This window comes from Citrobacter sp. TBCS-14 (genome assembly GCF_005280805.1).
GTDB classification, from domain to species: Bacteria; Pseudomonadota; Gammaproteobacteria; order Enterobacterales; family Enterobacteriaceae; genus Citrobacter; species Citrobacter gillenii.
In genome coordinates this window covers 1-202 of the sequence record NZ_SZWM01000226.1, presented here as the reverse complement: position 1 = coordinate 202, position 202 = coordinate 1, and the positions used below count along the sequence as shown (strand labels likewise).

Sequence of the window (202 nt, the reverse complement as noted above, 5' to 3'; positions counted from 1 at the left end):
GGCTGAGGAAGGCATGATCACTAACACATCCCGCATGTCACCGTTCTGGCGGTTAATTACGGCCATTGTGACTGCGCCGGTGATGTGGCTGAGAGAGGTTCTGGTGTCCACGGTGCTGGCCAATATGTTTGTGGCCACGGCCAGCGGGAGCATGTTGCGTCTGCTGGCCTGGGCGGTGAACGTGACGGCGAAACCCGCCAGC

General features: G+C 60.4%; 1 pseudogene. It reads left to right on the top strand.

Features of this window, described 5'->3' with window-relative positions:
• Positions 1–202, top strand: a pseudogene (locus tag FDX22_RS12225) (hypothetical protein); the annotation flags it as partial.